The 13,462-nt window shown below is 71.1% G+C and carries 11 protein-coding genes; 8 read left to right on the forward strand and 3 right to left on the reverse strand.

Annotation, left to right across the window (positions count from 1 at the left end; translation table 11 throughout):
* The first annotated feature begins 8 nt into the window (after nt 1-8).
* Both ACZ601_RS02235 and ACZ601_RS02240 read left to right on the forward strand, forming a co-directional pair.
* A complete protein-coding gene (locus ACZ601_RS02235) occupies nt 9-1,118 on the forward strand; it encodes a LacI family DNA-binding transcriptional regulator (RefSeq protein ID WP_469532126.1) in 1,110 nt (369 codons plus the stop codon).
* A gap of 112 nt (nt 1,119-1,230) precedes the next feature.
* Nucleotides 1,231-1,794: a hypothetical protein gene (locus tag ACZ601_RS02240; RefSeq protein WP_469532128.1), complete on the forward strand. Its 564-nt coding sequence runs from the start codon at nt 1,231-1,233 to the stop codon at nt 1,792-1,794.
* 79 nt (nt 1,795-1,873) lie between these two features.
* On the opposite strand, the gene ACZ601_RS02245 is transcribed toward ACZ601_RS02240, so the two are convergent.
* Complete coding sequence (locus tag ACZ601_RS02245) at nt 1,874-3,232, reverse strand: ROK family transcriptional regulator (protein WP_469532129.1); 1,359 nt, start codon at nt 3,230-3,232, stop codon at nt 1,874-1,876.
* Nucleotides 3,233-3,377: 145 nt separating this feature from the next.
* On the opposite strand from ACZ601_RS02245, the gene ACZ601_RS02250 reads away from it, so the two are divergent.
* From ACZ601_RS02250 to gndA, 5 genes are all read left to right on the forward strand, one after another.
* The gene (locus ACZ601_RS02250; protein ID WP_440574037.1) at nt 3,378-4,691 is read left to right on the forward strand and encodes an ABC transporter substrate-binding protein; all 1,314 of its coding nucleotides are present in this window, start codon (nt 3,378-3,380) and stop codon (nt 4,689-4,691) included.
* Nucleotides 4,692-4,699: 8 nt separating this feature from the next.
* Nucleotides 4,700-5,710, forward strand: coding sequence for a carbohydrate ABC transporter permease (locus ACZ601_RS02255; RefSeq protein WP_469532132.1), 1,011 nt, complete (start codon nt 4,700-4,702; stop codon nt 5,708-5,710).
* Nucleotides 5,703-6,611 carry a carbohydrate ABC transporter permease gene (locus ACZ601_RS02260; RefSeq protein WP_469532133.1) on the forward strand — a complete coding sequence of 303 codons (909 nt, stop codon included), beginning with the start codon at nt 5,703-5,705 and terminating at the stop codon, nt 6,609-6,611. Before ACZ601_RS02255 ends, ACZ601_RS02260 begins: the two co-directional genes overlap by 8 nt.
* A gap of 20 nt (nt 6,612-6,631) precedes the next feature.
* Nucleotides 6,632-7,990: a GH1 family beta-glucosidase gene (locus ACZ601_RS02265; RefSeq protein ID WP_440574034.1), complete on the forward strand. Its 1,359-nt coding sequence runs from the start codon at nt 6,632-6,634 to the stop codon at nt 7,988-7,990.
* 504 nt (nt 7,991-8,494) lie between these two features.
* Nucleotides 8,495-9,934, forward strand: a complete 1,440-nt coding sequence (gndA, locus tag ACZ601_RS02270) for an NADP-dependent phosphogluconate dehydrogenase (RefSeq protein WP_469532136.1) — start codon at nt 8,495-8,497, stop codon at nt 9,932-9,934.
* 18 nt (nt 9,935-9,952) lie between these two features.
* Here gndA and ACZ601_RS02275 read toward each other — a convergent pair whose 3' ends face one another.
* Complete coding sequence (locus ACZ601_RS02275; RefSeq protein ID WP_469532137.1) at nt 9,953-11,620, reverse strand: sigma-70 family RNA polymerase sigma factor; 1,668 nt, start codon at nt 11,618-11,620, stop codon at nt 9,953-9,955.
* 128 nt (nt 11,621-11,748) lie between these two features.
* Complete coding sequence (locus ACZ601_RS02280) at nt 11,749-12,444, reverse strand: type 1 glutamine amidotransferase domain-containing protein (protein WP_469532139.1); 696 nt, start codon at nt 12,442-12,444, stop codon at nt 11,749-11,751.
* A gap of 240 nt (nt 12,445-12,684) precedes the next feature.
* Here ACZ601_RS02280 and ACZ601_RS02285 point away from each other — a divergent pair, with 240 nt between their 5' ends.
* Nucleotides 12,685-13,323 (forward strand): HAD-IA family hydrolase, encoded by a 639-nt coding sequence (locus ACZ601_RS02285; protein ID WP_469532141.1) that lies wholly within the window; start codon nt 12,685-12,687, stop codon nt 13,321-13,323.
* Nucleotides 13,324-13,462 lie beyond the last annotated feature (139 nt).

Genomic DNA, 13,462 nt, shown 5'->3' on the forward strand with positions numbered 1-13,462 from the left:
ATGCGCGTATGACGGATGATCTGCGCTCGGCCGGTACACCCACCCTGGAGGACGTGGCGAGGGCGGCCGGAGTCTCCCGCGCCACCGTCTCCCGGGTGATCAACGGAGTCCGCAATGTCGATCCGGTGATCCAGGAGGCCGTGCGCCGGGCGGTCGCCAGCACCGGATACGCCCCCAACCGCGCGGCGCGCTCGCTGGTGACCCGGCGCACCGACGCCATCGCGCTGGTGGTCTCGGGCGCCGGGGTGGAGACCGAACCGGCGGACGGGGCACGCTCGTCCGGCTCCGGGCCCGCGGAAACCGGCGAGCCCGACAGCGGTTCCGCCTTCACCGCGCAGGTGTTCGCGGACCCGTTCTTCGGCCGGGTGGTGACCGGGGTGGTCAACTACCTGCGGCCCCGGGGCATGCACCCGGTGCTGATGTTCGCCGAGACGTCACGGGCCCGGGAGGACGTGGTCTCGTTCCTCCGCCAGGGCAGCGCCGACGGCGCCCTGGTCGTCTCGACGCACGCGGAGGACCCGCTGCCGGGCCTGCTGACGGACGCGGGGCTGCCCGCGGTGCTGTACGCGCGGCCGGCCCGCCCGGTCCGGATCAGCTATGTCGACCTCGCCCACCAGGACGGGGCGCGGCTGGCGGCCGAGCATCTGCTGTCGCGGGGGTGCCGCCGCATCGCGACCATCACCGGACCGCTCGACGTACCCGCCGGGCAGGAACGGCTGGCGGGTTTCCGCGACACGATGACGGGGCTCGGGCACCCGTACATCCCGATCGCGGAGGGGCAGTTCACCCAGGAGAGCGGCGAGGCCGCGATGGAACGGCTGCTGGTCGAACATCCCGACGTGGACGCGGTGTTCGCGGCCAACGATCTGATGGCGGTGGGCGCCTGCCACGTCCTGCGGGAACACGGGAAGCGGGTGCCGGAGGACGTCGCGGTGATCGGGTTCGACGACAGCAGCGCGGCGTCCGCCTGCCGCCCGCCGCTGACCACGGTCCGGCAGCCCGTCGAGGCGATGGCCGCCGAGATGGCCCGGCTGCTCATCGAACGGCTGGCGAAACCGGACGGGGCGACGACCTCCGTGATCTTCGAACCGGCGCTGGTGGTGCGGGACTCGGCGTAGCCGGGCGGGTCCGCCGGGACCGGCCGTCTCCCCGCCGCCGTGGGGGTGTTGTGCCGTCGTGGAACCACGGAAAGGATCGGGTGGTCGTTGTACCACTTGATCGGGGTCCCTGGTGAATCTGACCGACCGGATACTGCCCCTCGCGGGCGTCGCTCTCGGAGCGCTGATGTCGTTCCTGGTGAGCAGTGTGAACGAGCGGACGAGATGGCGGCGACAGCAGGCGGTGCGGTGGGACGAGCACCGCTTGAAGGCGTATGCCGAATACGCCCATGCCGTCAAGGAGTTGGCGGCCCGCTATCAGATGATCGCCGCCGCCCGCGGTCTGACGACCGGGCCGATACCGCTGGAACCGACGCCCGAGGTGCTCGCGGAGGTCGGCGAGTTGGAGTCCCGCCGTTCCGCGCTGTCCGAGACCCTCGCGCTGCTCGGTGACACCGAGGCGAACACGGCGTCCAAGACACTGGACCACTGCGTATGGCGGTTGGAGAGCCTGGCCCGGGCCGTCGCCACCGAGGTCGAACAGGACTGGGACGAGGCGTATCAGGACTTCCGGCTTGCCCGGAGCCGCTATGTCGAACACGCCAGGGCAGGTCTCGGCGTGCCGGGAGCCGTCGCCCGGAACGTGGCCTGGCCGCAGGCGTGGCGCCCCGCGTCCCGCTCGTCGCCCACGCGCTGACGCTGCCGGGGCGCCGGCTGTTCCGCCGTCCCGCTGCCGTGCCGTACCGGCCCGGCGCCACCCGCCGCACACCCGCCCCTCAGCCCGTCGCGTCCGAAGCGGTCTGCGGGTACTCCCGCCTCCGCACGGCGTCCGCGGCGGTCCGGAACCCCGGCGCCGGGGCGCTGGGCCGGGGCTCAGGGGCCGGGCGGCTGCCGCCTCTGGCGAGGAAGTCGGCCAGCGGGAGCGTCGCGGCGCCGACCGTGACCGCGTCGGGGCCCAGGCGGCCCATCTCGATCGTGGTACGGGCCCCGGCGTGCCGGAGCGCGTACTCCTGGGCGTAGCGGCGGATGTCCGGCAGCAGGTGCGGCCCGATCAGCAGGCCCGCCCAGCCGCCGAGCAGGATGCGCTCGGGCAGGAAGAGGTTGATCAGGTCTCCCAGCGCCGCGCCCAGGCATTCGGCCGTCTCGTCCAGGAGTGACACCGCCAGCGGGTCGGGCTCGCCGCCCGGGCCGGGGTAGGCCGCGGCCAGCAGCGCGGCGAGCGCGGTCTCGTCGTCGGCGTCGGCGGCGAGCGGGCCGCCCGCCTCGTGCCAGCGCTCGCGCATCGCCTCCGCGCCCGCGTACGCCTCCAGGCAGCCGATGGAGCCGCACCGGCAGCGGCGTCCGCGCAGCTGAACGGTGGTGTGGCCCCATTCGAGGGCCATGCTGCTGCGGTCCTCGTCGAGCAGGTCGCCGTGGTTCACGCAGGCTCCGACACCGGAGCCGATGAGCGCGATGGCCGAGGCTCCCGCGCCCCGGCCGCCGCCGAACCACATCTCGGCCTGACCCAGCGTCTTGGCACCGTTGTCGATGAAGAACGGGACCTCCGGCGGGACCCGGACGGCCGCGCGGAGCAGCTGCTCGAAGGGGACGGCACTCCAGTCGATCGTCTGGCCGTGGACGACGGAGCCCACATCACCGACGGCGCCGTCCGGGGCGTCCCGCTCGATGATCCCCGGGACGCCGATCCCGATGCCGAGCAGCCGGCGCGGATCGGCCCCGGCGTCGCGCAGCACATCGGCGACCCCGCTGCGGACGTGGCCGACGATGCGGCTGACGTCGTAGCCGTGCTGGGCCAGCAGCCTTTCGGTGCGGGCGAGTTCGGTGAGGGCGAGGTCGAAGAGCTCCACCCTGATCCGGGTCTCCCCGATGTCGATGCCGATCAGGAGACCGCCCGCGGGTGCGACGCGCAGCAGTGTGCGGGGGCGGCCGCCGTCCGAATCGACGACTCCGGCCTCCTCCAGGAGGCCTTCGGCATCAAGTTCCGTAACAACGTTGCTGATGGAACCCGAGCTCAGCCCGGTGGCGGGACCGAGCTCCTGGCGGCTCAGCGGGCCGTCGAAATACAACCGTTGCAATACCCTTGCCCGGTTGCCCCGTCGCAGGTCACGCACGGTCCGTCTGTTGCGCTCAGCCATGTGGCTCCTTCCCTTCCCGCAACATACCGTGACCGCGGGACTTGACGCGACCTTCTCTCAGCTCTTAAATCACGTCATAAATTAAGTCCTGAAGACCGTTCGGTTCTCGAACACGGCCTTCCTCCCCGGAAAGGGGCCATCCAGCATGCGCAACGTCAGAGCCGCAGCAGCAGTCACCCTCGCGATCTCCATCGCCGCCGGCGTCACCGGCTGCGGAGGCGGCTCGTCCGCCTCGGGCGGCAGCAACGATTCGCCGAAGACCCTCACCTACTGGGCGTCCAACCAGGGCCCCAGCATCGAGGCCGACAAGAAGATCCTCACCCCCGAGCTGAAGAAGTTCGAGAAGCAGACCGGCATCAAGGTCAAGCTGGAGGTCGTGCCCTGGGCCGACCTGCTCAACCGGATCCTCGCCGCCACCACGTCCGGTCAGGGCCCGGACGTGCTGAACATCGGCAACACCTGGTCGGCATCGCTTCAGGCGACGGGCGCGCTGCTCCCCTGGAACAAGGAGAACTTCGACGCGATCGGCGGCCGGGACCGCTTCGTCGAGTCGGCGGTCGCCTCGGCCGGCGCGGCGGACAAGGACCCCTCTGCGGTGCCGCTGTACTCCCTCGCGTACGCCCTCTACTACAACAAGAAGAGCTTCGCGGAGGCGGGCATCAGCAAGCCCCCGGCCACCTGGGACGAGCTGGTCGCGGACGGCAAGAAGCTCTCCAAGGGCGGCAAGTGGGGGCTGGGTGCCGAGGGCTCCAACCTCTCCAACAACATCCACCAGACCTTCGTCCTGGGTCAGCAGCACGGCGCGGACTTCTTCGACAAGTCGGGCAAGGCGACCTTCACCTCCGACGGTGCCGTCGCCGCCGTGAAGCAGTACATCGACTTCATGGCCAAGGACAAGATCATCGCTCCGGGCAACGCGGAGTACGCGCAGAACCAGTCCCTGACGGACTTCGCCAAGGGCAAGACCGCGATGGTGCTGTGGCAGGCCGCCGCCTCCACCTTCGCCTCCCAGGGCATGAAGCCGGAGGACTGGGGCGCGGCGCCGGTCCCCGTCGCCGCCGGCACTCCGGGCACCGGCAAGAGCACCAACTCCATGGTCGCCGGCATCAACATGGCGGTGTTCAAGAACACCAAGAACATCGACGGCGCCAAGAAGTTCGTGAAGTTCATGACCAGCGACGCCGAGCAGAAGCTGCTCAACAAGACCTACGGATCGATCCCGCCGGTCAAGGCCGCCCAGGCCGATGAGGCGTTCTCCGCCCCCGACCTCTCGGTCCTGCGCGACACGCTGGCCAAGAGCGCCGCCCCGCTGCCGCAGGTGCCGAACGAGTCGCAGTTCGAGACGGCCGTGGGTACGGCGGTCAAGGAGCTGTGGGCCGACGCCGCGGCCGGACGCCCCGTGACCACCGAATCCGTCAAGGCGCGCCTCGAAAAGGCCCAGCAGACGATGCAGCAGTAAGGCTTCTCATGACCGCCACCGTGACCACCGACAGCCGGACGGAAAAGTCGGACAGGGTGACGAGCCGGGGCAGCGGGGGTGCGCGCAGGAGACTGCCGCGCATCCCCGACCGGATCCGCCAGGGCGGACTGCCCTATCTCCTGCTCCTGCCGGCCGTCCTGCTCGAACTCCTCGTCCACGTGATTCCGATGATCATCGGAATCGTGATGAGTTTCCGCCAGCTCACGCAGTTCTACATCAACAACTGGGGCGGAGCGCCCTGGAGCGGCTTCGACAACTACAGAATCGCCGTGGACGTCAACGCCCCGATCGGCGAGGCGCTGCTCCACTCGTTCTTCATCACCTGTGTCTTCACGTTCTTCGCCGTAGGCCTGGCCTGGCTGTTCGGGGTCGCGGCGGCGATCATGCTGCAGGAGAACTTCCGCGGCCGGGGCTTCCTCCGGGCGATCTTCCTCGTTCCGTACGCCCTGCCGGTCTACGCGGCCGTCATCACCTGGGCGTTCATGTTCCAGCGGGACAACGGCCTGGTCAACCACGTGCTGCACGACCAGCTCGGACTGACCGACCAGCCCTCCTTCTGGCTGATCGGTGACAACAGCATCTACGCCCTGATCATCGTCTCGGTCTGGAAGGGCTGGCCGTTCGCCTTCCTGATCGTGATGGCGGGGCTCCAGAACATCCCGCGCGAGCTGTACGAGGCCTCCGCGATCGACGGCGCCGGCATCTGGCAGCAGATCCGCAAGATCACCCTGCCCGCGCTGCGCCCGGTCAACCAGGTCCTCGTGCTCGTCCTGTTCCTGTGGACGTTCAACGACTTCAACACCCCGTACGTGCTGTTCGGGAAGGCGGCGCCGGAGAACGCGGACCTGATCTCGATCCACATCTACCAGTCGTCGTTCGTCACCTGGAACTTCGGCACCGGATCCGCCATGTCCGTCCTCCTGCTGCTCTTCCTGCTGCTCGTGACGGCCGGCTACCTGATCATCACCTCACGCGGAAGGAAGGGCGCCGATGCCTAGCAATGCCCACTCGGCCGTGGGGCCCGGGGCGTCGAAGTCCCGGGCCCGGAGGCGGTCCCCGATGGCCGCCCCGCAGTCCTTCCTCTGGACCCGCCGCATCATCCTGACCTTCCTGGCCGCCTTCGCGCTGCTGCCCGTCTACGTGATGATCAGCAGCTCGCTCAAGCCGCTCCAGGACGTGTCCGGGAAGTTCCACTGGATACCGTCCGGGCTGACGGTCCAGCCGTACTTCGACATCTGGAAGACCGTCCCGCTGGCCCGGTACTTCGTCAACTCGCTGGTCGTGGCGGGTTCGGCGACGGTCCTCTCGGTGATCATCGCGGTGTTCTCCGCGTACGCCGTGAGCCGCTACAAGTTCCGCGGCAAGCGCGTCTTCACCGTCACGGTGCTCTCCACCCAGATGTTCCCCGGCATCCTCTTCCTGCTCCCGCTGTTCCTCATCTTCGTGAACATCGGGAACAGCACCGGCATCGCGCTGTACGGCTCGCGCGGCGGACTGATCCTCACGTATCTGACGTTCTCGCTGCCGTTCTCCATCTGGATGCTCATCGGCTACTTCGACTCGATCCCGAAGGATCTGGACGAGGCCGCCCTGGTGGACGGCTGCGGACCGCTCGGCGCCCTGTTCCGGGTCGTCGTGCCGGCCGCGGTGCCGGGCATCGTGGCCGTCGCCGTCTACGCCTTCATGACGGCCTGGGGCGAGGTGCTCTTCGCCTCCGTCATGACCAACGACACCACCCGCACCCTGGCCGTCGGCCTCCAGGGCTACGCCACCCAGAACGACGTGTACTGGAACCAGGTCATGGCCGCCTCGCTCGTCGTCAGCGTCCCGATCGTCGCCGGGTTCCTGCTGCTCCAGCGGTACCTGGTCGCGGGCCTCACGGCGGGAGCCGTCAAGTGACCACTTCGGAAAGGAAGTCCGTGAACGACCTCAGCGCCCTCCCGGCCGACTTCACCTGGGGCGTCGCCACCGCCGCGTACCAGATCGAGGGCGCCGTGGCCGAGGACGGCCGCGCCCCGTCGATCTGGGACACCTTCTCCCACATCCCGGGCAAGATCGCCGGCAACGACACGGGGGACGTGGCCTGCGACCACTACCACCGGGTGCCGGAGGACATCGGCCTGATCAAGGAGGTGGGGGCGGGCGCGTACCGCTTCTCGCTCGCCTGGCCGAGGATCGTCCCGGGCGGCGACGGCCCGGTCAACAAGGCCGGGCTCGACTTCTACGACCGGCTGGTCGACGGGCTCCTCGAAGCGGGGATCACCCCGTTCGCCACGCTGTACCACTGGGACCTTCCGCAGGCGCTCCAGGACCGGGGCGGCTGGACGGTCCGGGAGACGGCCGAGCACTTCGCCGCGTACACCTCGGTCGTCGTGGAGCGCCTCGGTGACCGGGTGAAGGACTGGGCGACCCTCAACGAGCCGCTCTGCTCGGCCTGGATCGGTCACCTGGAGGGCACCATGGCGCCGGGTCTCACCGACCTGACCGCCGCCGTCCGGGCCTCGTACCACCTGCACCTCGGGCACGGTCTCGCCGTGCGGGCGATCCGGGCCGCGTCCTCCGACGCCCGCGTCGGCATCGTCAACAACCTCAGCCCGGTGGAGGCCGCCACCGACCGCGAGGCGGACCGCGCCGCCGCCGTCCGCGGCGACGGGCACATCAACCGCTGGTGGCTCGACCCGATCCTCGGGCGCGGTTACCCCCAGGACATGGTCGACCTGTACGGCGTCGAACTCCCGGTCCAGGACGGCGACATGGACCTGATCTCGGCACCGCTCGACTGGATGGGCGTGAACTACTACTTCCGCCAGGTCGTCACGGCCGACGCGACCGGTCCCGTCCCGCACGCCAAGCAGGTCTACCTCCCCGGCTCCCGCCACACCCACATGGACTGGGAGGTGCACGCCCAGGGCCTGGAGCAGCTGCTGCTGCGCCTGACCGAGGAGTACGGCGTCGAGCGCCTCTACGTCACCGAGAACGGCTCGGCGTACCAGGACGTCGTGCTGGCCGACGGTTCGGTGCACGACCCGGAGCGCACCCAGTACCTGGAGGAGCACCTCGCCGCCTGTGCGCGCGCCGTCCGCAAGGGCGCGCCGCTGGCCGGGTACTTCGCCTGGTCACTGCTGGACAACTTCGAGTGGGCGTACGGCTACGACAAGCGCTTCGGCCTGGTCCACGTGGACTACGCGACGCAGCGCCGCACGGTCAAGAGCAGTGGCCGGCGCTACGCCGAGCTGATCCGTGAGGCCGGGGCGGGCCGTTCGGGCAGGGCCGCCTGACCCCGGCCGGCCCTGGTGGCCGGCCGAAACCTCCGGCCGCGGCGGACGACCGCCGCGGCCGGAGGTTTCGCGTTTCCACGGGAATCCCTCCACCGGGAAGCCTTCCGCCGGGGCCGGGCTGCGGCCGGTTCCGGGCATGAGTCCGCGGTGGTCACGGATTTCCATGACCACCGCGGACTTCCTCACCGCACCGACAGCGGGGATGGGACGGTGCGGGCGGGCTGCGGGACCGGCGGCCCGGCCAGGGTGTGAAACCCGACCGGGAGAGCGCTCTCCCAACCGGAACCAGTGTTGCGCCGCCGCTCAGCGAGTGTCAAGACGAGCGAGCGGGGCACGGGAGGGAACGGAGGGCGGTGCGAGGTGCCCGGGAGGGCGGCGCGCACCCGCCTGCCCGGCTGAACAGGCCGTCCGCCGGGCCCGTATCCATACTGGAACGACGCGACATCCCGGCGCCTCGGCATCCCGGCGTCCCGGCCTCCCCCGACAGATTGCAGGAGCACCCAGATGAGCGGCACCGCGCAGATCGGCGTCACCGGGCTCGCGGTGATGGGCCGCAACCTCGCCCGCAACTTCGCCCGCAACGGCTTCACGGTCGCGGTGCACAACCGCACGGCGGCGAAGACCGACGCCCTGATCGAGGACTTCGGCGACGAGGGGACCTTCGTCGCCGCGCACACGCCGCAGGAGTTCGTCGAGGCGCTGGAGCGGCCCCGCCGCCTGGTCGTCATGGTGAAGGCGGGCGATCCCACCGACGCGGTGATCCAGGAGTTCGCGTCGCTGCTGGAGGAGGGCGACGTCATCATCGACGGCGGGAACGCCCACTTCGAGGACACCCGGCGCCGGGAGAAGGAGCTGCGCGAGCGCGGCATCCACTTCGTCGGCGCCGGCATCTCCGGCGGCGAGGAGGGCGCGCTGAACGGGCCGAGCATCATGCCCGGCGGCAGCGACGAGTCCTACGCCTCGCTCGGGCCGATGCTGGAGAAGATCTCCGCGAAGGCCAAGGACGGGGCACCGTGTGTCACGCACATCGGCCCCGACGGCGCCGGTCATTTCGTGAAGATGACGCACAACGGCATCGAGTACGCGGACATGCAGCTGATCGGTGAGGCCTACCAGCTGCTCCGCGACGTGGCCGGGTACTCCCCCGCGCAGATCGCGGACACCTTCCGCACCTGGAACACCGGGCGCCTGGACTCCTACCTCATCGAGATCACGGCGGAGGTCCTCTCCCAGGTGGACGAGGCGACCGGCAAGCCCTTCGTGGACGTGGTGCTCGACCAGGCGGAGCAGAAGGGCACCGGCCGCTGGACCGTTCAGATCGCCCTGGACCTGGGCGTTCCCGTCTCCGCGATCGCCGAGGCCGTCTTCGCACGCTCCGTCTCCGGCCATGCCGCGCTCCGCGAAGCCTCACGCCACCTCGCCGGACCGGCCGCCCGCAAGCTCGGAAAGAACGAGGCCGCGGCGTTCGCCGACCAGGTCGAGCAGGCGCTGTACGCCTCGAAGATCGTCTCCTACACGCAGGGCTTCCACGAGATCGCGGCCGGCAGCGAGACGTACGACTGGGACATCGACCTCGGCAGGGTCGCCGCGATCTGGCGCGGCGGCTGCATCATCCGGGCCGCGTTCCTCGACCGGATCACCAGCGCCTACGAGGCCCAGGACCGGCTGCCGAGCCTGCTGGCGGACAAGAGTTTCGCCCGGGAGATCGCCGCCGCGCAGGACGACTGGCGCGCCGTCGTCGCCACCGCCGTCACCCAGGGCGTCCCCACGCCCGCCTTCGCCGCCACCCTCGCCTACTACGACTCGCTGCGCGCCGAACGCCTGCCCGCCGCGCTCACCCAGGGCCAGCGCGACTACTTCGGCGCCCACACCTATCGCCGGGTCGACCGCGAAGGCGTCTTCCACACCCTCTGGGGCGGCGACAGGACCGAGGTCGAGAGCTGACGGGCGAGCCGGACCAGCTCACATCTTCGCGCCGAAGTCCTGGGTCCACCACGGTCCGCCGGGTCCCTGGTGGATGCCGATGCCGATGTCCTTGAAGTCACAGTTGAGGATGTTGGCGCGGTGGCCGGGGCTGTTCATCCAGGACTCCATCACCGATTCGGGAGTCTGCTGGCCCCGGGCTATGTTCTCGCCGTACGTCGACCAGTGGTAGCCGGCGTCGGTGATCCGGCGCCCGGGGTCGGCGCCGTCGGGGTTGGTGTGCTCGAAGAAGTCGCGGGCGGCCATGTCGTCGGAATGCCGCAGCGCCGCGTCCGTGAGCTGCGGGTCCTCCTTGACCGGTCCGCATCCGGCCGTCGCCCGCTCCTGGTTGACCAGGGCGACGACCTGGGCCGTGTCGCCCTCGGGGGCGGGTCGCGTGGCGGGGGCGCTCGGCGGAGGCGGTACGGGCGTCTTCTTCGGCGCCGGGGCGACGCTCTTGTGCGGTGTGCGGGCCGGGGGTGTGGAGGCGCTCCGCTTCTTGGACTTGGACGGCGAGGCAGAGGCCGAGGGTGAGAGGGAGGACGAGGCGGATGCCGGCGACGGCGAAGAGGTGGTGGCGGGGCTTCCGGACGCCGTGAGGTCGGCGATGGGCTGCGCCGACGTGCTCGACGCGCTGTCTCCCCCGGTCCCCGCTCCGGGCCCCAGGGCCGCGTACCAGAGGCCCCCGCCGGTCATGCACGCCACCACCACCGCGCCGCCGACCGCCCGGCGCTGAATCCGGCGCCGCCGTCGGGCGGCGGCGCGGGAGGGGGTACGTCCGCCCGTGTGCCGCCCGCCGCGGGAGCGGTGCCGGCCGGGCGGGGCTGCTGTCGCGGTGTCGAGGGCGTGTGCGGCGGCGACCGGTGCGGTGTCGTCACCGCCGGGCCACAGCGCGAGGAGCGCGGCGGGCACGGCGACCAGCGCCAGCCCTGCCAGCAGGCCCTCCGCGGGCATCAGGCCGCTCCACAGCCCGGAGCACCGGAAGCAGTCACGGGCGTGCCGGGCTATTCGTTTGCGCCACAGCGCGGAGGGGCGGCCGTCCCAGGCAGCGCAGACGCCGCGGAGTTCCTCGCACGGCGGCTGCGCGCCGAGTGCCCGCACGACGACGCGGGCCGTCTCCAGCTGCGCCTTCATCCGCTGCACCCGGACCGCCGCGTACTGCAGCGACAGCTCCAGCGCCTCGGCCACCTCGGTCCGGGTCAGCTCCCCGGCGCACTCCAGCCACCACAGCGACAGCAGGCCCCGGTCGTCCGGCTCCAGCCACCGCGTCGCGCACGCCGTCTCCCGGCGCTGTCCGGACAGCTGCAGGCGCATCATCGTCAGGTCGACGAAGTCGGCCCCCGGATCAGCGATCTCCCCGGCCTCCTCCAGCGTGCCGGGCGCGATATCGCGGTCCCGCCAGTGCGCACGTATCTGGTTCATCGCGATCGCCACCAGCCAGGAGCGGAAACTCTCCGGGGCGCGCAGACCGCCGAGGCCGTCCAGTGCGCGGAGCATGGTCTCCTGCACCACGTCGTCGACGTCCGCGGAACCGTTCAGCGCCCGGCCCACGATGTTGTAGACGAGCGGGAGGTACGCACTGGCCAGTGCGTCCTGCGCCCCCGCGTCACCGTTGCGCACGGCGATCACCAGTGGCACCGGATCCACCGTGTGGTGATGACTGCTCATGAATTGGGTCCCTGTCCTGTAGGCCGCCGATGATGCCCGATGACTGGGAGACCGCCGAGGGCGGCCGGGATATCAGTTCCTCGGAGCGGAGTTTCCGGTACGTGTTCCCGCGCGGGCGGCCCGACGGATCAGGCGAGCTTCTTGATCAGCTCACCCGCGAGCGGGGCGGCGGAGGCCGGGTTCTGGCCGGTGACCAGATTGCGGTCGACGACCACGTACGGGGCCCACGGCTCGCCCTCCTGGAAGTCGGTGCCGATCTCCACGAGGCGGTCCTGGAGCAGCCACGCGGCCTTGTCCGCGAACCCGGCCTGGCTCTCCTCCGTGTTGGTGAAGCCGGTGAGCCGGTAGCCGGCGAACGCGTTGGCCCCGTCATCCCTCGTGGCCGCCAGCACGGCGGCCGGGGCGTGGCAGACGATGCCGAGGGGCAGGCCCGAGTCCAGCGCACCGACCAGCAGCCTGCCGGAGTCCGCGTTCACCGCCAGGTCCTCCATCGGGCCGTGGCCGCCGGGGTAGAACACCGCCGCGTAGTCCGCCAGGTCCACGTCCGCCAGCCTCAGCGGATGCTGGAGTTCGGTCATGGAGGCGAGGGCGCTCGCCACCCGGTCGGCGTTCTCCTGGCCGTCGTTGAACTCCGGCGCCAGGCTCCCCCGGTCGACGGTCGGCACGACGCCGCCGGGAGTGGCGACGACGATCTCGTACCCGGCGGCCTTGAACCTCTCGTACGGCGCGACGGCCTCCTCGGCCCAGAAGCCGGTCGGGTGCAGGGAGCCGTCGGCGAGGGTCCAGTGGTCGGATCCGGTCATCACGAAAAGAATCTTTGCCATGTCATATCTTCCGCAGGGCCCTGGCGTCGGCCGCCCGGGACGCTTCGCGCGATTTCGCGCCTACGGACCCGACCGTACGGTGCGCACCCGCCGGAGCCCGGCAGGGGCGCTACGGTCGGGCGCGCGAAAGTCATGGGGTGACGTGGATGGAGCAGCCGGCGGGGGCGCCCGCCGTCCGCCGGGCCAGGTCACCGGTCGGAGGACGGCGTGTGCCGTCGTTGAGCGGATGGAGAGCCGATCATGCCCGCCCAACTCATCGACGCCGTGCTGTGCGACATCGACGGCGTGATCCGGCACTGGCCCGCGCAGGATGCCCTCGAAGACGCACACGGACTGCCCCGAGGCGCACTCGCGGCTGCCGCGTTCGCCCCGCGGCGGTTGCTTCCCGCGATCACGGGCGAGGTGACCGACGAGCAGTGGCGGTCCGCCGTCGCGGCCGAACTGACCACGGTCTGCGGCTCCGCGGACCGGGCCGGGGCCGCGGTCGCCGCCTGGGCCGGGCTCGTACCGCTCGTCGATCCGGAGGTGGTCGCGCTGCTGGCCTCGGTCCGGGAGGTGGCCGCGGTGGCGCTGGTCTCCAACGCCACCACGAGGCTGGAGCTGGACCTCGACCGGCAGGGCCTGGGCGGGGTGGCCGACGCCGTCGTCAACACCGCGCGCATCGGCGTCGCCAAGCCCGACCCGAGGGTCTACCGCATCGCGGCCGAACGCGTCGGGACCGTGGCGGGGCGCTGTCTGTTCGTGGACGACACCGAGGCCCACGTGACCGCTGCCCGACGCGAGGGCATGACCGCGCTCCACTACCGCCGGCCGGAGGACCTGCGGGCCGTCCTCGCCCCGCTGCTCGACGGCGCAGGCTCCCGGGCGCCACGGACCTGACGAGCCGTAACGCACTCCGGGCCTGGTGAGAGCGGCCGGTACGGTGGAGCATCGCGCCGCCGCAACCGTCGCGCCGCCCGGCACGGCGGGGTGACGGCGCTCTCCTTCCGGCGGCCGGCTGCCCGGAAGGTCCCAAGCG

It is taken from the genome of Streptomyces sp. NPDC104307 (genome assembly GCF_055584045.1).